Source organism: Azonexus fungiphilus, assembly GCF_003634965.1.
In the GTDB taxonomy this organism is placed as follows: Bacteria; Pseudomonadota; Gammaproteobacteria; order Burkholderiales; family Rhodocyclaceae; genus Azonexus; species Azonexus fungiphilus.
Window position 1 is genome coordinate 16,680 of record NZ_RBXP01000014.1, and the last position, 17,259, is coordinate 33,938.

Annotated in this window: 20 protein-coding genes; 10 read left to right on the plus strand and 10 right to left on the minus strand. The window is 65.3% G+C overall.

The genetic code is table 11. The features are described from left to right. Nucleotides 1–5: 5 nt before the first annotated feature. Genes DFR40_RS07670 through DFR40_RS07695 form a run of 6 tightly spaced genes read right to left on the minus strand, consistent with a single transcriptional unit; the run spans nucleotide 6 to nucleotide 6,472 of the window. Complete coding sequence (locus DFR40_RS07670) at nucleotides 6–932, minus strand: septal ring lytic transglycosylase RlpA family protein (protein ID WP_121457917.1); 927 nt, start codon at nucleotides 930–932, stop codon at nucleotides 6–8. Continuing rightward, on the minus strand, nucleotides 929–2,032 hold the full coding sequence (gene rodA / locus DFR40_RS07675; RefSeq protein ID WP_121457918.1) for a rod shape-determining protein RodA: 1,104 nt from the start codon (nucleotides 2,030–2,032) through the stop codon (nucleotides 929–931). The genes DFR40_RS07670 and rodA overlap by 4 nt, the downstream gene beginning before the upstream one ends. Further along, nucleotides 2,019–3,947, minus strand: coding sequence for a penicillin-binding protein 2 (gene mrdA / locus DFR40_RS07680; protein ID WP_121457919.1), 1,929 nt, complete (start codon nucleotides 3,945–3,947; stop codon nucleotides 2,019–2,021). Before mrdA ends, rodA begins: the two co-directional genes overlap by 14 nt. A gap of 12 nt (nucleotides 3,948–3,959) precedes the next feature. Then, the gene (gene mreD, locus DFR40_RS07685) at nucleotides 3,960–4,481 is read right to left on the minus strand and encodes a rod shape-determining protein MreD (protein ID WP_121457920.1); all 522 of its coding nucleotides are present in this window, start codon (nucleotides 4,479–4,481) and stop codon (nucleotides 3,960–3,962) included. After that, a complete protein-coding gene (gene mreC, locus DFR40_RS07690; RefSeq protein WP_121457921.1) occupies nucleotides 4,481–5,395 on the minus strand; it encodes a rod shape-determining protein MreC in 915 nt (304 codons plus the stop codon). Before mreC ends, mreD begins: the two co-directional genes overlap by 1 nt. 33 nt (nucleotides 5,396–5,428) lie before the next feature. After that, nucleotides 5,429–6,472, minus strand: coding sequence for a rod shape-determining protein (locus DFR40_RS07695; RefSeq protein WP_028994038.1), 1,044 nt, complete (start codon nucleotides 6,470–6,472; stop codon nucleotides 5,429–5,431). Nucleotides 6,473–6,576: 104 nt separating this feature from the next. On the opposite strand from DFR40_RS07695, the gene gatC reads away from it, so the two are divergent. The 4 genes from gatC to gatB are packed head-to-tail and all read left to right on the plus strand — an operon-like array spanning nucleotide 6,577 to nucleotide 10,311. Next, nucleotides 6,577–6,864 carry an Asp-tRNA(Asn)/Glu-tRNA(Gln) amidotransferase subunit GatC gene (gene gatC, locus DFR40_RS07700; protein ID WP_121457922.1) on the plus strand — a complete coding sequence of 96 codons (288 nt, stop codon included), beginning with the start codon at nucleotides 6,577–6,579 and terminating at the stop codon, nucleotides 6,862–6,864. Further along, a complete protein-coding gene (gene gatA / locus DFR40_RS07705) occupies nucleotides 6,861–8,318 on the plus strand; it encodes an Asp-tRNA(Asn)/Glu-tRNA(Gln) amidotransferase subunit GatA (RefSeq protein WP_121457923.1) in 1,458 nt (485 codons plus the stop codon). Before gatC ends, gatA begins: the two co-directional genes overlap by 4 nt. Before the next feature lies 1 nt (nucleotide 8,319). Beyond that, entirely contained in the window at nucleotides 8,320–8,847 is a 528-nt protein-coding gene (locus tag DFR40_RS07710) for a hypothetical protein (protein WP_121457924.1), read from the plus strand. Nucleotides 8,848–8,859: 12 nt separating this feature from the next. Beyond that, nucleotides 8,860–10,311, plus strand: coding sequence for an Asp-tRNA(Asn)/Glu-tRNA(Gln) amidotransferase subunit GatB (gene gatB, locus DFR40_RS07715; protein WP_121457925.1), 1,452 nt, complete (start codon nucleotides 8,860–8,862; stop codon nucleotides 10,309–10,311). Here gatB and DFR40_RS07720 read toward each other — a convergent pair. Continuing rightward, nucleotides 10,277–10,936 carry a hypothetical protein gene (locus DFR40_RS07720; RefSeq protein ID WP_121457926.1) on the minus strand — a complete coding sequence of 220 codons (660 nt, stop codon included), beginning with the start codon at nucleotides 10,934–10,936 and terminating at the stop codon, nucleotides 10,277–10,279. The two genes, gatB and DFR40_RS07720, sit on opposite strands and share 35 nt — an antisense overlap. Continuing rightward, nucleotides 10,929–11,570 (minus strand): orotate phosphoribosyltransferase, encoded by a 642-nt coding sequence (gene pyrE / locus DFR40_RS07725; protein WP_121457927.1) that lies wholly within the window; start codon nucleotides 11,568–11,570, stop codon nucleotides 10,929–10,931. Before pyrE ends, DFR40_RS07720 begins: the two co-directional genes overlap by 8 nt. A gap of 41 nt (nucleotides 11,571–11,611) precedes the next feature. Between pyrE and DFR40_RS07730 the strand changes: the two genes are divergently transcribed. The 6 genes from DFR40_RS07730 (at nucleotide 11,612) to DFR40_RS07755 (ending at nucleotide 15,362) form a co-directional block, all read left to right on the plus strand. Further along, nucleotides 11,612–12,397, plus strand: coding sequence for an exodeoxyribonuclease III (locus DFR40_RS07730; RefSeq protein WP_121457928.1), 786 nt, complete (start codon nucleotides 11,612–11,614; stop codon nucleotides 12,395–12,397). A 63-nt stretch (nucleotides 12,398–12,460) separates the two neighbouring features. Next, the gene (locus DFR40_RS07735) at nucleotides 12,461–12,775 is read left to right on the plus strand and encodes an ElaB/YgaM/YqjD family protein (RefSeq protein ID WP_121457929.1); all 315 of its coding nucleotides are present in this window, start codon (nucleotides 12,461–12,463) and stop codon (nucleotides 12,773–12,775) included. A gap of 3 nt (nucleotides 12,776–12,778) precedes the next feature. Further along, nucleotides 12,779–13,180, plus strand: coding sequence for a phage holin family protein (locus DFR40_RS07740; protein ID WP_121457930.1), 402 nt, complete (start codon nucleotides 12,779–12,781; stop codon nucleotides 13,178–13,180). Then, nucleotides 13,177–13,470: a YqjK-like family protein gene (locus DFR40_RS07745; RefSeq protein WP_121457931.1), complete on the plus strand. Its 294-nt coding sequence runs from the start codon at nucleotides 13,177–13,179 to the stop codon at nucleotides 13,468–13,470. Before DFR40_RS07740 ends, DFR40_RS07745 begins: the two co-directional genes overlap by 4 nt. A gap of 2 nt (nucleotides 13,471–13,472) precedes the next feature. Beyond that, nucleotides 13,473–13,799 carry a hypothetical protein gene (locus DFR40_RS07750; RefSeq protein WP_121457932.1) on the plus strand — a complete coding sequence of 109 codons (327 nt, stop codon included), beginning with the start codon at nucleotides 13,473–13,475 and terminating at the stop codon, nucleotides 13,797–13,799. Next, nucleotides 13,800–15,362: an AmpG family muropeptide MFS transporter gene (locus DFR40_RS07755; protein ID WP_121457933.1), complete on the plus strand. Its 1,563-nt coding sequence runs from the start codon at nucleotides 13,800–13,802 to the stop codon at nucleotides 15,360–15,362. A gap of 6 nt (nucleotides 15,363–15,368) precedes the next feature. Here DFR40_RS07755 and metW read toward each other — a convergent pair whose 3' ends face one another. Continuing rightward, complete coding sequence (metW, locus tag DFR40_RS07760; RefSeq protein ID WP_121457934.1) at nucleotides 15,369–15,980, minus strand: methionine biosynthesis protein MetW; 612 nt, start codon at nucleotides 15,978–15,980, stop codon at nucleotides 15,369–15,371. After that, complete coding sequence (gene metX, locus DFR40_RS07765) at nucleotides 15,977–17,110, minus strand: homoserine O-succinyltransferase MetX (protein WP_121457935.1); 1,134 nt, start codon at nucleotides 17,108–17,110, stop codon at nucleotides 15,977–15,979. The genes metW and metX overlap by 4 nt, the downstream gene beginning before the upstream one ends. Between the last annotated feature and the right edge of the window lie 149 nt (nucleotides 17,111–17,259).

Genomic DNA, 17,259 nt, shown 5'->3' on the forward strand with positions numbered 1-17,259 from the left:
CCGGTTCAGCGGACGACGATCGTCGGTTTGAAGCCGAGCGCCCCGCGGATCCGTTCGGCGACCTGTTCGGCAGCCGGGCGCGACGTGTAGGGCCCGAGCTGCAGGCGGTGCAGGTTGCCGGCCCGGAGGATGTGCATCGGCTCGCCGATCCAGTCCAGTTCGCGTTCCATGTGCCGTTTCAGGTTGTCGGCATTGTCGGCGTTGGCAAACGCCCCCAGTTGCAGGTAGGTGCCAGCCGGCAGCGCGGTTTCGACGCTCGGCGGGGGGCTCGGCGGCAGTGCCGGACGGCTCGGCGGCGCGACCTCAGCATACACGGTCGACGTGCCTTCGCCGGGCAAAATGGCCTCGACCTCGACCTGGCCGCTGCCGCCCTGGATCAGGCCAAGCTTGTAGGCGGCGGTGTAGGACAGGTCGATGATCCGCCCGGCGTGGAAGGGGCCGCGGTCGATGACGCGGACGACGACGCTGCGCCCGCTCTGCAGATGGGTGACGCGGACGTAAGAGGGCAGGGCCAGCGTCGGGTGCGCCGCGGTCATCGCGAACATGTCGTAAGGCTCGCCGATCGAGGTCTTCTGGCCGTGGAACTTCTTGCCGTACCAGCTGGCGATGCCGCGCGCCTTGTATGGCTGGACGCTGGTATTGGGGACGTAGCGGGTGCCGAATACCTCGTAGGGGCGCAGCGCCGGCTTGTGCAGGGGCTCCCAGCGCGGGACGGCGTCGGGTGTCAGCTCGAGGTTCTCGGGGATCTCGTCGGCCGGGCCATCGTCCTTGTAGTAGCCGCCGCCACGCCGTTGCGTCGGCGGCGGTGTCGTCGCCCGGACTGGCGGATTGCTGGCGCTGGTGCCACCGTGGTGGACCGGGGCTTCGGGGGTGCTGCCGCAGGCGCTCAGCAAGAGCAGCAGCAAGGCCGGGGGAAGATGGCGTCGGATCATTTTTTCACCAGCATGCGATGGGTGTGGATGCTCATCAGGATGCCGACGCCGAGCATCAGCGTCAGCAGCGCGGTGCCGCCGTAGCTGATGAAGGGCAGCGGGACGCCGACCACCGGCAGGATCCCGGAAACCATGCCCATGTTGACGAAGGCGTAGATGAAGAAGACCAGCGTCAGCGCACCGGCCAGCAGGCGTGAGAACATTGTCGGGGCGGCGGCGGCGATCATCAGGCCGCGACCGATCAGCAGCGTGAACAGGACGAGCAGGATGCCGTTGCCGAGCAGTCCCCATTCTTCGGAAAAGACGGCAAAGATGAAGTCGGTGTGCTTTTCCGGGATGAACTCGAGGTGGGTCTGGCTGCCCTTCAGCCAGCCCTTGCCGAGGCTGCCGCCGGAGCCGATGGCGATCGTCGACTGGATGATGTGGTAGCCGGCGCCGAGGGGGTCGGAGGTCGGGTCGAGCAGCGTCAGCACACGCCGGCGCTGGTAGTCGTGCAGCATGTTCCAGGCGAAGGGCATGGCGGCGCCAAAGGCGGCGGCGAGACCGAACATCACCTTCCAGGGCAGGCCGGCGAAGAAGATCACGAAGAAGCCGGCGGCGCCGATCAGCAGGGAGGTGCCGAGGTCCGGCTGCTTGAGGATGAAGGCAATTGGCACCAGCAGGATGAGGGTGGCGATGAAGTAGTGCTTGCCGCGCAGCATCGACTCGTGTTTGTGGAAATACCAGGCGAGCATCAGCGGCATCGCGATCTTCATGATTTCGGATGGCTGGATGCGGACGAAGCCAAGCGAGATCCAGCGCCGCGAGCCGTTGACGACGATGCCGAAAAGGGCAACGCCAAGCAGCAGGACGACGCCGAGCAGGTAAAGCGGAACCGCGAAGCGCATCAAGGTCTGTGGCGGGGTCCGGGCAACCAGCAGCATCACCGCCATCGACGCGGCCATGTTGATCAGCTGCCGGTCGAGCTTCCAGAAGCCTTCGCTGGCGGTTGCCGAATACACCGTCAGCAAGCCGATCGCCATCAGTGCCAGGACGATCAGGAAAAGCGGCATGTCGAGGTGGGCGAGAATGCCCTGGATGATCCGCTTAATCAGCTTCATGGCTGTCCTCGATCAGCTCGGCGGCTTCCGAACCCTCAGGCGCATCGACTTCCGGTGCCGGGCCGCCGGGGAGCTTGCCGGTCAGGTGATAGTCGAAGACCTGGCGCGCGATCGGCGCCGCCGACTGGGCGCCGAAGCCACCGTTCTCGACCATCACCGCGACTACGATCTTCGGCTGATCGACCGGTGCGAAGGCAACGTACCAGGAGTGGTCGCGCAGTCGTTCGCGCAACTGCCCGGCAACGTATTTCTGGCCGCTCTTCAGGCTGAACACCTGGGCCGTGCCGGTCTTGCCGCCCGAGGTGTAAGGTGCCCCGGCGAAGGCCCGGGAGCCGGTGCCCTCGAGCACGACGCCAGCCATGCCGCGCTTGATCACGTCTACGTGCTCCGGTTTGAGCGCAACCTGGCGGACTGGTTGTGATTCGACCATGCGCACCTCGCCGGTGGTCGGATTGGTGATGCTGTGCACCAGATGCGGCCGGAACACCTTGCCGTAGTTGAGGATGTTGGAAAGTGCGTGGGCCATCTGCAGGGTCGAGTAGGCGTTGTAGCCCTGGCCGATGCCAACCGAGATCGTTTCCCCGGAATACCACTTCTGCTGCTCGCGCTTCTTGAAGCGTTTCTGTTTCCACTCGGGCGACGGCAGGATGCCGGTGGCCTCGCCGGGAATGTCGATTTCGGTACGCCGGCCGAGGCCGAGCTCGCCCATGAAGCGGGCGATGTTGTCGATGCCCATGTCGTTGGCGAGGACGTAGTAGTAGGTGTTGCAGGAGACGACGATCGACTTGTGCATGTCGACCATGCCGTGCCCGCCGACCTTGTCGTCCATGAAGCGCCGGTTGCCGAAGTTGAAGTAACCGGGGTCGGCAATCGCCTGGCCGGGCGTCCGCTTGCCGGTGCTCAGTGCGGCAAGCGCCATCAGCGGCTTGAAGGTCGAACCGGGCGGGTAGGTCGAGTAGATCGCCCGGTTGAGCAGCGGTTTGTCGGGGTGGTTGTTCAGTTCGTCCCAGTCGTCGAAGCGGATGCCGTCGACGAACAGGTTCGGGTCGAAGGCCGGTGAGGAAACCAGGGCCAGCACCGCGCCGCTGCTCGGGTCGATCGCGGTGAGGGAGCCGCGGCGGCCGCCGAAGGCGTTCTCGGCCACTTTCTGCAGCTTGGCGTCGAGTGTCAGCGTCAGGTTGTTGCCGGGTAGTGGCGCGGTTTGCGAGAGCACGCGCACGGCGCGCCCACCGGCGTCGACCTCGACCTGCTCATAGCCGGCGGTGCCGTGCAGTTCATACTCGTAATGCGCTTCCAGGCCGACCTTGCCGATGTGCTCGGTGCCCTTGTAGTTGGCCTCGTGGCCGGCGGCTTCGATGTTTTCCTTGTCCTTGGCGTTGATCCGGCTGATGTAGCCGATGGCATGGGCAGCCAGGGTGTTTTCCGGGTACTGGCGGAACAGCCGGGCCTTCACCTCGACGCCGGGGAAGCGATAACGATGGGCAGCGAAGCGGGCGACCTCCTCGTCGGTGAGGCGGGTGCGAATCGGGATCGATTCGAAATTCTTCGATTCCTCGAGCAGGCGCTTGAAGCGGCGTCGGTCCTTGAGTTGGATGTCGACAATCTCGTCGAGACTGTCGATCGTCTCTTCCAGGCCGAGGGTTTTCGACGGCGTGATTTCGAGCGTGAAAGCAGAGTAGTTGCGGGCCAGCACCTGGCCGTTGCGATCGACGATGTTGCCGCGGTTGGGCATCACCGGAACCAGCGAAATCCGGTTGCTTTCGGCGCGCGTCGCGTAATACTCATGCTGCAGCACCTGCAGGTAGAAGAAGCGGCCGAACAGCAGCAAGAAGCAGAGCAGCACCAGGCCGCCCGAAACCAGGATGCGGTTGCGGAAGCGATCGGGGTCCTGTTCGCCGTGGTGGAAGTCGCTCATCGTCTATCTGCGTCAGAGCGGGCGGTTTTCGTCGCGCTCGACCGGCTGGTACTGAGGCAGCAGCAACAGGAAGGTGGCCGGCAGCCAGAGCACGGTCGCAACCAGCGGGCCGATCAGATAGCCCCAGCCGGGGAAGTCGGCGCCGACCAGGGTGCGCATCAGCAACTGGATCAACTGGCAGGCAAGCAGTACGGGCAGGATCTGCAGCGCCTGCTGGGCCAGCGGGAACCACAGGATACGCCGCGACTGGGCGGCGGTGACGTAGGCGAGGAGGACGTAGGCGACGCAGTGCTGGCCGAGGACGGCACCGTCGGCAACATCCATCGCCAGGCCGAGGATGAAGGCCCAGCCCATGCCGACGCGACGCGACTCGCGCACGCTCCAGAAGCACAGGACCAGGGCGACCCAGTCGGGAATCCCCGGCCAGTGCGAGGTCGGCAGCAGATTGCAGAGGAGCGCTGCGAACAGGCTGAAGACGATGAACCAGGGGCGGACCGGCAGCAGGATGCGCGACGAGGAGAAGGTCGGTTGCATTATTTGTCTCCGGGCTTGCTCGGGGCGCCGGTGTTGCCGCTGCGTCCGGGCGAGTCGGGCGGACGCGGGGCCTGTGGCTGGCGCGGCGACAGCACCAGGACTTCGCCGAAGTTCTCGACGGCGGCGATCGGTGCGCAGCGGATGCGGGCGAAGGCGTAGGAGTTCTCGCGCTCGATGCTGACCACGCGGGCGACCGGGAATCCGGGCAGGTAGATGCCGTCGAGTCCGGAGGTGACCAGCAGGTCACCCTCCTTTATGTCGGCATTGGCCGGCAGGTAGCGCAGTTCGAGCTGGCCGCCGCCGAGGCCGAAGACGACCGAGCGCTGGCCGCTGCGCACGACCTGGACCGGGACGGTCTGGTCCTTGTCGGTGATCAGCGTGATTTCGGCCGAGAACGGGAAGACCCGGGTGACCTGGCCGACCACGCCGGCTTCGTCGATCGCCGGCTGGCCGGCGACGATGCCCGACTGCTGGCCCTTGTCGATGATGATCCGGTGGGTGAAGGGGTCGCGTGCCGTGTACATGATCCGCGCCACTTCGCCGCTCGCCTTTTCCCGTTCCTTGACCGAGAGCAGCTTGCGCAGGCGCTCGTTCTCGCTGGCCAGGTGTTCGAGGCGCGCGAGATCGGGGGCCAGGCGCAGTTGCGCCTGCTTCAGGCGGGCGTTCTCGTCGAGCAGGTCGTGCAGGCCGCGCAGGTAGGCGGCAGCGTTGTCCACCAGGCTGCCCGGCGTCTGCGCGATGCGCTGGATCGGATCGGTGACCAGGGCGACGCTCTGGCGCAGCAGGTCGAGACTCTGCAGGCGCAGGTCGATGACGAACAGCGCCAGCGAGAGTGCCAGATAAAACGTCAAAAGGGCCAGCGGTGCTGGCCCTCTCTTGAAGAAAGGCGGTGGAGCGTGGTCGGTGCCGGCCATCGCGATCAGTCCTGCAATGTTGCGGTCGACGCGTTAATCCGAGGCAAAAATGCTGCCCAGCTTGTCCATCTTTTCCAGCGCCATGCCACAGCCGCGGGCAACGCAGGTCAGCGGTTCGTCGGCGACGATCACCGGCAGGCCGGTTTCTTCCATCAGCAGGCGGTCGAGGTCGCGCAGCAGCGCGCCGCCACCGGTCAGGACCATGCCCTTCTCGGCGATGTCGGCGCCGAGTTCCGGCGGCGTCTTTTCCAGGGCCGACTTGACGGCGGAAATGATCTGGTTGAGCGGGTCGGTCAGCGCTTCGAGGATTTCGTTCGACGAGATCGTGAACTTGCGCGGGATGCCTTCGGCCTTGTTGATGCCGGAAACTTCCATTTCCTTGACTTCGGCGCCGGGGAAGGCCGAGCCGATGGTCTTCTTGATGTTTTCGGCGGTGTTCTCGCCGATCATCATGCCGTAGTTGCGGCTGATGTAGTTGATGATCGCTTCGTCGAGCTTGTCGCCGCCGACACGCACGGAACCAGCATAGACCATGCCGCCGAGCGAGATGACGCCGACTTCGGTGGTGCCGCCGCCGATGTCGACGACCATCGAGCCGGTCGCGTCGGAAACCGGCAGGCCGGCGCCGATTGCGGCGGCCATCGGTTCCTCGATCAGATACACCTGGCTGGCGCCGGCGCCGAGGGCCGATTCGCGGATCGCGCGGCGTTCGACCTGGGTCGAGCCCGACGGCACGCAGATGATGATGCGCGGGCTCGGCGAGAACAGCTTGGAATCGTGCGCCTTCTTGATGAACTGCTTGAGCATCTGCTCGGTGACGGTGAAGTCGGCGATCACGCCATCCTTCATCGGCCGGATGACGGTGATGCTGCCGGGGGCCTTGCCAAGCATTTCCTTGGCTTCCTTGCCGACGGCCTGGATGGTTTTCTTGGCGTTGGGGCCGCCTTCGAGGCGGATCGCAACGACCGACGGCTCATCGAGGACGATCGAGCGGCCGCGCACGTAAATCAGCGTATTGGCCGTGCCGAGGTCGATGGCGAGGTCGTTGGAAAAATACTTGGAGAGGAATCCGAACATCGTTGTGCTCCGCGTTGGGGGGTGCGGTAGATAAAGCTTTTATGATACCTTACAACGCTTTCGTTTTTAAGACTTTGTGCGCTGCAAAAAGTCTTTTTCAAGCCATGTCGCTCACACCAGAACAGGTCAAGCGGATCGCCCATCTCGCCCGCATCGAGGTCAGCGAATCCGAGGCCCTGACCACCCAGGGCCATCTCAACGGCATCTTCGAACTGATCGAGCAGATGCAGGCGGTCGACACCGCCGGCGTCGAGCCGATGGCCCATGCCCAGGACGTCTGCCAGCGCCTGCGCGCCGACGCCGTCAGCGAGGCCGACCGGCGCGCTGCCTACCAGGCCGTCGCCCCGGAAACCGAGGCCGGTCTTTACCTGGTGCCGAAGGTGATCGAATGATCGACAAGACACTCAAGCAACTGTCGCAAGCGTTGGCGGCGAAGGATATTTCCAGCGTCGAGCTGAGCACCTTGTTCCTCGACCGGATCGAGCGCCTGAATCCCGAGATCAACGCCTTTGTCACGGTCGACCGTGACAAAACGCTGAAAATGGCCGCCGCCGCCGATGCCCGTATCGCCGCCGGCAGCGCCGGCCCGCTGACCGGCATTCCGGTCGCCCAGAAGGACATCTTCTGTGCCGAAGGCTGGCGCACCACCTGCGGCTCGAAGATGCTCGCCGACTTCGTCGCGCCCTACGACGCGACGGTGATCGAGAAGATGCATCGCGATGCCGGCCTGGTTTCGCTGGGCAAGACCAACATGGACGAGTTCGCGATGGGCTCGTCGAACGAGACTTCGTTCTTCGGCCCGGTGAGGAATCCCTGGGACCGTACGCGCGTGCCCGGCGGTTCGTCCGGCGGTTCGGCGGCGGCGATCGCCGCCCGTCTGGCGCCGGCGGCGACCGGCACCGACACCGGCGGCTCGATCCGCCAGCCGGCGGCGCTGTGCAACCTGACCGGCCTCAAGCCGACCTACGGCGTCGTCTCGCGCTACGGCATGATCGCCTACGCCTCGTCGCTCGACCAGGGCGGCCCGATGGGTGCCACCGCCGAAGATTGCGCGCTGCTGCTCAACACCATGGCCGGCTTCGATGCGCGTGATTCGACCTCGCTCGAGCGTCCGGCCGAGGATTACACACGCAGCCTCGAGCAGCCGCTGGCCGGCCTGCGCATCGGCCTGCCCAAGGAATTCTTCGCCGCCGGCTGCGACGCCGGGGTGATGGCCGCGGTCCAGGAAGCGATCAACGAATACCGTCGGCTCGGCGCCACCATCGTCGATGTCTCGCTGCCCAATTCGCATCTTTCGGTGCCGGCCTACTACGTCATCGCGCCGGCCGAGGCGAGCTCGAACCTGAGTCGCTTCGACGGCGTCCGCTACGGCTACCGCGCGCCGGATTACGGCAACCTCGACGACATGTACATGAAGACGCGGGCGCAGGGTTTCGGCGAAGAGGTCAAGCGGCGCATCCTGATCGGCACCTACGTCCTCTCGCATGGCTACTACGACGCCTACTACCTGCAGGCGCAGCGTATCCGCCGGCTGATCGCCAACGATTTCGTCGACGCCTTCAAGGCCTGCGACGTGATCCTCGGGCCGACTTCGCCGACGACCGCCTTCAAGCTTGGCGAAAAATCGGCCGACCCGGTGCAGATGTACCTGTCCGACATCTACACCATCGCCGTCAACCTTGCCGGCCTGCCCGGCATGGCGCTGCCTTGCGGTTTTGCCGACGGCCTGCCGGTCGGCCTGCAACTGATCGGCAACTATTTCGACGAGGCCCGCCTGCTCAACGTTGCCCACCGCTACCAGCAGGCGACCGACTGGCATCAGCGGCGTCCGGCGGGTATCGCCTGAGATGCGCGCAACCGTCCTTGCGTTGATCGCCGGCCTCCTGCTCGCCGCCTGCGGTTCGCCGCCGAAGCCGCCGGAAGCCGAGCCGGAGGCGCCGCCGCCGGCGCCGGTCGCCGAGGAAGCGCCGAAGTTCAAGAACTCGACGCTGAAATACCTCGCCAACCGCAACCTGAAGCCGCAGCCGACGCGGCCGCTCAACGTCCGCTCGCGCTGCACGCACCGCGACGCGATCGGGACCGCGACCCGGCTCAATCTGCTGGTCAAGGAGGCCGAGGTCAAGAATTTCGATGCCCAGGTCAGCATCAAGGGGCGCGGCGTCTGCAACTTCAACATCAAGGACTTCGCGCAGGACGCGAAGCTGCCGCAGGTCCTGCTCCGGCACAAGAAGGAAAGCAACTGCACCGTGCGCATGTGGGAGCAGGGCAAGGAAGTCACCATCGCCTTCAACAGTTGCCCGCAGTCCTGCGAAGGCAAGGCTTTCGATTATCTGTGGCCGGTCGTCGTCGACGCGAAGACCGGGCGCTGTCATTGAACGGATGAAACCATGAATCAGTGGGAAGTTGTCATCGGCATCGAGACGCACACGCAACTGGCGACCGTCTCCAAGATCTTTTCCGGCGCTTCGACCGCCTTCGGTGCGGCGCCGAATACCCAGGCCTGCGCGGTCGACCTGGCGCTGCCCGGCGTGCTGCCGGTACTCAACCGGCAGGCCGTCGAGTGCGCCATCCGCTTCGGCCTGGCCATCGGCGCGCACGTCGCACCGAAATCGGTGTTCGCGCGCAAGAACTACTTCTACCCCGATCTGCCCAAGGGCTACCAGATCAGCCAGTTCGAGCTGCCGGTGGTGCAGGGCGGCGCCATCACCGTGCAGGTGGGTTCTGGCGACAAGGCCTACGAAAAGACCATCAACCTGACCCGCGCCCACCTCGAGGAAGACGCCGGCAAGTCGCTGCACGAGGATTTCCACGGCAAGTCGGGCATCGACCTCAACCGCGCCGGTACGCCGCTGCTGGAAATCGTCACCGAACCGGACATGCGCTCCTCCGACGAGGCCGTCGCCTACGCCCGTGCCCTGCACGCGCTGGTGCGCTGGATCGGCATCTGCGACGGCAACATGCAGGAAGGCTCCTTCCGCTGCGACGCCAACGTTTCCGTGCGCCGCCCCGGCGCGCCCTTCGGCACCCGGCGCGAGATCAAGAACCTGAATTCCTTCCGTTTCCTCAAGGAAGCCATCGACTTCGAAGTGCAGTGGCAGATCAACGAGATCGAGGAAGGCCGCGCCATCCAGCAGGCGACCGTGCTGTTTGACCCGGATACCGGCGAGACGCGGATGATGCGCAGCAAGGAAGACGCGCACGACTACCGCTATTTCCCCGATCCCGACCTGCTGCCGCTGGTCATTTCCGCCGACTGGCTGGAGCGGGTCAGGGGCGAACTGCCGGAACTGCCGGCGCAGAAGCGCCAGCGCTTCGTCGAGCAGCTCGGCCTGTCGGCCTATGATGCGACGACGCTGACCGCCAGCCAGGAAATTGCCGATTTTTACGAGTCGACCGTCAGCGTCGCCGGCCAGGCCGCGGCCAAGCCGTGCGCCAACTGGGTCATGGTCGATCTCGCCGCCCGCCTGAACAAGGACGGCCTAGACATCGCCCAGTCGCCGGTGTCGCCGCAGCAACTCGGTGGCCTGGTGCTGCGCATCGTCGACAACACCATCTCCAACAACATTGCCAAGAAGGTCTTCGAGGCCTTGTGGAGCGGTGACGGCGCGACGGCCGACGAGGTCATCGAGAAACAGGGGCTGAAGCAGATCACCGACAGCGGCGCCATCGAGGCGCTGGTGGACGAGGTCCTCGCCGCCAATCCGGCCAATGTCGCCGAATACCGTGCCGGCAAGGAAAAGGCCTTCAACGCGCTGGTCGGTCAGGTGATGAAGGCGGCCAAGGGCAAGGCCAACCCGCAGCAGGTCAACGAACTGCTGAAGGCGAAGCTGGCGGGCTGACCGGCGCGTTGCTGCGGCGGCCGGTGAGTTCGTAGTACCGACGCCGGTCGCCGTCGTACTTGCTGCTGATCGTCGCCAGTTCCTTGCGCTTGAGCCCGATCAGTTCCTGCTGCAGGCGGATTTCGTGGCCGACCGTGCGCAGTTGCGTGTCGAGCTCGGCCGGCATCGTCTTGCGCTTGTAGAACTCCGCTTCCTCGGCCAGCTTGCGCTGGCGTTTCTGCAGTTCGGTGATTTTCGCCGTGGCATCGCGGATCGTCAGCTTGACGTCGTTTTCGGCCTTGGCCTGGGCCATGTCGATGTCTTCGGCGGTGGCGTAGGTGGACAGCAGCGCCTGGTCGATGCGCCGGCGCTCGCGTTTTTCCTCTTCCAGCTGCTTTTCGCGTTCGGCGGCGGCCGCCGCCGCCGCCTTCTGCTCAGGCGTCAGCGTTGCCGGCACGTCCTTGATCGGGTTGCCGGCCTTGTCGTAGATGCGGTGTGCCTGGCCGCGGCAGACCGGCGGCAGCGTGTCGCCGCAGATCCGTCGGCCGCTGCCCGGATCGGTGCAGCAGAACAACTCCCCCGTCGCCCCCCAGGCCGGAGCGATCAACGCGATCAGCAGGAGGGGGGCGAGGCGGCGTTCAGGCATCGATACCGTACTGTTCCCGGTAGCGGGCCACGGCCGGCCGGTATTCGGCGAACTCCGCGTGTTGCTCGAGGTAGGTCATCAGGTCGCGCAGGCCGGCGACGGCAACGACCGGGATGCCGTAGTCGCGCTGCACTTCCTGGACCGCCGACAGTTCGCCCTGGCCGCGTTCCTGGCGGTCGAGCGCGATCAGCACGCCGGCCGGCGTGGCGCCGGCGGCACGGATCATCTCGACCGATTCGCGCACCGAGGTGCCGGCCGAAATGACGTCGTCGACGATCAGCACGCGCCCGGCCAGCGGGGCGCCGACGATGGTGCCGCCTTCGCCGTGATCCTTGGCTTCCTTGCGGTTGAAGGCGAAGGGATAGTTGCTGCCCTGGCCGGCAAGGGCGATGGCGATCGCGGCAACCAGCGGAATGCCCTTGTAGGCCGGGCCGAACAGCATGTCGAAGCCGACCCCGCCGGCTTGCGCCGCTTTCGCGTAGAATCCGGCCAGCCGCCCGAGCGACGCACCGTCGTTGAACAGGCCGGCGTTGAAGAAGTAGGGCGACATCCGCCCGGCCTTGGTTTTGAATTCGCCGAAGCGCAACACCTTGCAGGTGAGGGCGAATTCGATGAAATCCTGACGAAAATCCATAAATCTCCAGTTTCAGTCCGGAAACGACCGATATTTACGCAATGTTACGCATCATCTCCCTCAACCTCAATGGCATCCGTTCGGCCTGGAGCAAAAACGTCCAGCCCTGGCTGGCAACGCAACAGGCCGATGTCGTCTGCCTCCAGGAACTGAAGGCGCAATTGCCCGACCTGACACCGGCGATGCTTGCGCCGGAAGGCATGCAGGCTTTCTATCACTGTGCCGAAAAGAAGGGCTACAGCGGCGTCGGCGTATGGACACGGACGCCGCCGCAAGGTGTTGTCGAAGGTTTCGACGGTGGCGAGTTCGATGCCGAGGGGCGTTACCTGCGCGTCGATCTTGGCCGCCTGTCGGTGATCTCGCTGTACCTGCCGTCCGGCTCGTCGTCGCCGGAGCGCCAGGAGGCGAAATTCCGCTTCCTCGATGTCTTCCTGCCGAAAATGCAGGCGCTGCGCGCAGAGGGTCGCGAGATCGTGATCTGTGGCGACTGGAACATCGCTCACCAGGAAATCGACCTGAAGAACTGGAAATCGAACCGCAAGAACTCGGGTTTCCTGCCAGAAGAGCGCGCCTGGCTGACCCGGGTGTTCGACGAACTCGGCTGGGTCGATGTCTATCGCAGCCTGTATCCGGCTGCCGGCGAGGAAGCCTATACCTGGTGGAGCAACCGCGGCCAGGCCTGGGCGAAGAATGTCGGCTGGCGCATCGACTACCAGATCGCCACGCCGGGCATTGCCGCTGCGGCACGTCAGGCATCGGTGTACAAGAGCGAGCGCTTTTCCGATCATGCGCCGCTGATCGTCGATTACGACTGGCATGCGAATTGATTTGCCTGCCTGGAAAGGCTACCCTGTAAGTCCTGTACAACCGCTCCCTGACGAGGTTTGAAAATGTCCGAACAAATCACCGCCGCCAACAAGGATAAGCTGGTTTCCGACCTGAAGGTCGTGATTGCCGACACCGAAGAGCTGCTGCGCGCGACCACCGGCGTTGCCGGCGAGAAAGTCGTCGAGCTGCGCGAGCGCCTCGGCGTCCGCCTGCGCGACGCCAAGGAGCGCCTGGTCGACCTCGAGCATGCCGTGATCGACAAGACCAAGGCCGCCGCCCGCGCCACCGACGACTTCGTGCACGACGAGCCGTGGAAGGCCGTCGGCGTTGCCGCCCTGGTCGGTCTGGCGCTCGGCGTCCTGATCGGTCGTCGCTAAGGCATGTCGTCTGGCGATGCCGGCGCAACGGGCCGTCCCGGCCTGTTCGCCGCGCTCAAGACCCTGCTCGGCACGGCGCTGGCGATCGGCCGCACGCGTGCCGAGTTGCTGGTTACCGAGCTCGAGGAGGAAAAATACCGGCTGGTCGGCCTGTGGGCCAAGGCCATCGCTGCCGCCTTCCTGCTCAGCCTCGGCGTGATCATGGCGGTATTCAGCCTGGCGCTGGCGTTCTGGGAGCAGCGGGTGCTCGTTTTCGGCGTCTTCGCCGGGCTCTTCTTTGCCGGCGCTGCCGTCCTGCTGGTCCTGCTGCTGCGCCAGGCGCGTGCACCCAGCCGTCTGTTCCGGGCCAGTCTGGCCGAACTGGACGCAGATATTGCGCAATTGCACGGTCGACCGCAAAAATGAACGAAAAACGCCTTGAGCTCGCCGCCCGCCGCGGTGCGCTGCAGGCGCGCTGCGCCGAGCAGCGGCAACGCTTCGCCACGGCTGCAGCCGGGGTCGAACCGGTATTTGCCGCCGGCGATGCGGTGCTGCACGGTGTCGACTGGCTCAAGCGTCATCCGCTCGAAGTCGGTGGCGCCGTAGCCCTTGCCGTGATCGCCAAGCCGCGCCGTCTGTGGCGCTGGGGGCGCAGCGCTTTCATCGTCTGGCGCGGCTGGCAGGCGCTGCGCAGCCGGCTTGCCGGAGAGCGCTGACGATGGTTGCCGGCGATCGACTGGCCGTCGCGCTGCCCGGCTGGTGGCGGCAGATGTTGTCGGCGCAGCGCCGCGAGGTGCAGCGCGTGCTCGGCGAACTGATGGCGACGCGCGGCCTCATGCCCTTGCTGATGAAGAGTCGCAATGGCGGCCAGTGGACGCCGGCAGAAAAGGACGAGTTGCTCCTCCACCTGCGCCGGATGGCACATCTCTCGCCCTACATGATCGTGCTGCTGTTGCCGGGCTCGGTGCTGATCCTGCCGGTTTACGCCTGGTGGCTCGATCGTCGCCGCCTGCGCCGGGGTGATCCCGGGAGTGGCGATGCCTGAATGTTTTGCCGGTTTCTGCCGGCTCCCCCGGGTCCGCTTTTCTTGACCGCGCTGCATCTGGCCCGCGGCTGGCGGCTGTCCGCCATCCTGCTGCTCGGTTTCGCCTCCGGGCTGCCGCTGGCCCTGACCGGTCAGGCCATGCAGGCCTGGTTGACGATCGATGGCATCGATCTGGCGACAATCGGCTTTTTCGGTCTGGTCGGCATTCCCTATACCTTCAAGTTCCTCTGGGCGCCGCTGATGGATCGCTTCGAGCCACCCTGGCTGGGGCGGCGGCGTGGCTGGCTGGTGCTGACGCAACTGGCCCTGGCTGCCCTGCTGTGGTGGATGAGCACGCTGTCGCCGGCTGCCGCGCCGGCGCCGTTTGCCGTGGCGGCAGTACTGGTGGCTTTCCTTTCGGCCTCGCAGGATGTCGTTGTCGATGCCTATCGCACCGATCTGCTGCCGGAGGACGAGCGCGGCCTGGGCGCTTCGGTGCATGTCTTTGCCTATCGTCTGGCGATGATCCTGTCGGGCGGCATCGCGCTGATCTGGGCCGGGCAGTGGCAATCCTGGCCACGTGTCTATGAAACGATGGCGGCGATCATGCTGGCCTGCAGCGTGCTCTCGCTGCTCATGCTGCCCGGGGTGTCGGCGGCGCTGAAACCGCTGGCTTCCGATCCGCGCCGCGAACTGTTCGGCTTTGTCGCCATGCTCGGCGGCGTTATCGTCGGCTACTGGCTGGCCCGCCTGCTGCTGATTGCGGCGGGACTTGATCCGAATGACGCCAATCGCTGGATCCAGCTGCTTTTCGTCCTGGCCGAGATCGCTCTGGCCCTGCCGCTGGCTGCCTGGGCGGCGAAACGCGCTGGTTTCGAGACGCTCAACCGCTCGCTGTCGAGCTATTTCTCGCAGCAGGGAGCAGCCGCATTTCTTGCCCTGATCATCCTCTACAAGCTTGGCGATGCCTTTGCCGGCAGCCTGACGACGCCTTTCCTGATCAAGGGCATGGGCTTCGCCCAGGAAGAGGTCGGCATCGCCAACAAGGTGATCGGCATCTGGCTGACCATCTTCGGTGCCTTCCTCGGCGGGCTGATCATGACCCGGCTGGCGCTCTACCGCTCGTTGCTGCTGTTCGGCGTGTTGCAGTTGGTCTCCAACTTCGGTTTCTACCTGCTGGCCCAGCTCGGCAAGGGCGCCTGGGGTGAAGTGACGGTGCCCGCTTTCGACTGGTGGATCGTCTCGCTGGCTCAACCGGCGGTTCTCGACGGGCTGCTGCTGGCAGTGATTGCCGGCGAGAACATCAGCGGTGGCATGGGCACGGTGGCTTTCGTCGCGCTGCTGATGGGGCTGTGCAACCAGCAGTTCACTGCGACCCACTACGCGATGCTGTCGGCCTTTGCCGCGGTTGGCCGGATCTACGTCAGCCCCTTGTCCGGGGTGCTGTCGGCGAGCATCGGCTGGCCGGCCTTCTTCCTGTTCTCGATCGTCGTCGCCGTGCCCGGCGTGGTCATGGTCTGGTGGTTGCGCTCCGCCCTGAACGCGCTCGGGCGACCGCCGGTTGTTGCGGCGGCCGACGACTGAGTCGTCTCAGCGCGGCCGGGTCAGACGGTAGACGGCAAGGCTGCCGAGGAAGTTGAGGTCGCGGTCGGCGTCGGCGCTGACCGGGTCGCCACTCTCGTCGAGCACGCGTCGCTCGACGATGGTCAGCCCCATTTGCCCGCACAGCGCTTCGAAATCGAGCAGCGTGAAGAAACGCACGTTGGGCGAGTCGTACCACTGGTAGGGCAGGTCCTCGGAAACCGGCATGCGGCCGTCGAGAACCGAGCGCAGGTTCTTCCAGTAGGCGAAGTTGGGGAAGGAAACGACGGCTTCGCGGCCGACCCGCAGCATTTCGCGCAGGATGCCTTCGGTGTGGCGCACCGTCTGCAGCGTCCGCGACAGTACGACATGGTCGAAGGCGTCGTCGGCGAAATCCTTGAGGCCATTCTCGAGGTTGCTCTGGATGACGTTGATGCCGTTGCGCATCGCCGCCAGCACGTTGGCGTCTTCGATATCGACGCCCCAGCCGTGCACGTTGCGGGTGTCGATCAGGTGCTTGAGCAGGGCACCGTCGCCGCAGCCGAGGTCGAGTACCCGGTGGCCGGGTTCGACCCAGGCGGCGATGACGTCGAAGTCGGGGCGTCCGAGGGTGTGGGTCATGACTTGATGTTCCCCAGGAAAGCGGCGACCAGGCCGTGGTATTGCGGATCTTCCATCAGGAAGGAGTCGTGGCCGAAATTGAGGTCGATCTCGGCGTAGGAAACCTTGCGCCCGTTGGCCAGCAGCGCTGCGACGATTTCCCGCGAGCGGGCCGGCGAGAAGCGCCAGTCGGTGGTGAACGAGGCGACGAAGAAATTGGTGTCGCGATGCGTACGTGCCATCGTCCGCACCAGGTCGCCGCCATCGAGGCGCGCCGGGTCGAAGTAGTCGAGCGCCTTGGTCATCAGCAGGTAGGTGTTGGCGTCGAAGTAGCCGGCGAACTTGTCGCCTTGATAGCGCAGGTAGGACTCGACCTCGAACTCGACGTCGTAGTCGAAGGAGAATGCGGCATTGCGCAGCTCGCGGCCGAATTTCTCGCCCATCTGGTCGTCCGACAGGTAGGTGATATGGCCGAGCATGCGCGCCAGGCGCAGGCCGCGCATCGGCCGGGTGCCGTGTTCGTAGTAGTGGCCGCCGTGGAAGTCGGGGTCGGTGAGGATGGCCTGGCGGGCGACATCGTTGAAGGCGATGTTCTGGGCGGTCAGCTTCGGCGCCGATGCGATGATCAGTGCGTTGCGCACCCGTTCCGGGTGCGAGATCGTCCAGCGCAGTGCCTGCATGCCGCCGAGACTGCCACCCATCACCGCGGCCCAGCGGTCGATGCCGAAATGGTCGGCCAGGCGGGCCTGGGCGTTGACCCAGTCGCTGACTGCGACAATCGGAAAATCCGCACCCCAGGGTTTGCCGGTGGCCGGGTTGATCGACGAGGGACCGGTCGAGCCGTGGCAGCCACCGGGGTTGTTCAGGCCGACGATGAAGAACCTGTCGGTGTCGAGCGGCCGCCCCGGGCCGATGATGTTGTCCCACCAGCCGATGTTGTCGGGCTGGTCGGCATAGTAGCCGGCGACATGATGATGCCCGGACAGTGCATGGCAGACCAGGATGGCGTTGGATTTGGCCGCATTGAGCGTGCCGTAGGTTTCGACGGCCAGATCGTAGGCCGGCAGGATGCTGCCGCTGCGCAGCGGCAGCGGCTCGCTGAAATGGATGCGTTGCGCTTCGACGGCGCCGACGGACTGGCCCGGCATGATGCTCCCGAAAACAAAAAACCCAGTTGGCTGAAACGCGAACTGGGTGTTCCCGTTTTAGCTGCATTTGTAAGCGCCCGCAATCTGAGTTCAAATCGGCGCTGCCGGAGAATCCGACCGCTTCAAGATACTGAGCCGTGGCGGAAAAGTCA